At 70.4% G+C, this 723-nt stretch carries 1 protein-coding gene; it reads left to right on the top strand.

The genetic code is table 11. From position 1 onward, the window contains the following. Positions 1-723: DUF222 domain-containing protein (locus AC5Y36_RS25815; RefSeq protein ID WP_500043819.1), on the top strand; the 723-nt coding region annotated here is incomplete at both ends.

The following is a 723-nucleotide window of genomic DNA, read 5'->3' as shown; positions in this document are numbered from 1 at the left end:
TCGAATAGTGGGGAAGAAGTCGACGACGTGTTCGACGCCCTGGCGGCGGGCCTGGACCGGGCGCTGGAAATGGATCTCGAGGGGTTGGCGCCGCGGGAGCTGATCGCGCTACTGCGCCGCGCCGAGACGCTGCGGCGCCGCCTTGCGGTGCTCGAGCATCCGGTGATCAACGCACTGGCCACGGCTGACCCGGTCGAGGTGGGCGGCAAGCTGCGTGCGGTGTTGGCCGAGGAACTACGCATCACCGGCGCCGAGGCGGGCCGCCGGATCACCGATGCCGCCGCGTTGGGGCCGCGGCGCACCCTGACCGGGCAGCCGTTGGACCCGGTGTTCCCGGCCGCGGCCGCCGCGCAACGCAGCGGAGCCATCAGTACCGCTCACATTCAGGTGATCCGCGCGTTTTTCACCTATCTGCCCGACACGATCGAGCCGGACACGCTGCGCATCGCCGAACAACAGCTCACCGCCTACGCCACCGGACACCGCCCCGAGGAACTCACCGCATTCGCCCAGGAACTCGCCGACTATCTGCATCCCGACGGCAACTACTCCGAGCAGGAACGCACCGTCCGCCGCGGCATCCGGCTGGGCCGCCAGGACCGTGACGGGATGACCCCGATCAGCGGATACCTCGATCCCCAGGCCCGCGCGAGCTGGGATGCGGTGCTGGCCCGCTGGGCCGCCCCGGGCATGTGCAATCCCGACGACTTGGCCCCGTGCACG

The organism is Mycobacterium sp. NGS50, from assembly GCF_059812545.1.
This window is presented reverse-complemented; position numbering and strand designations above follow the sequence as displayed.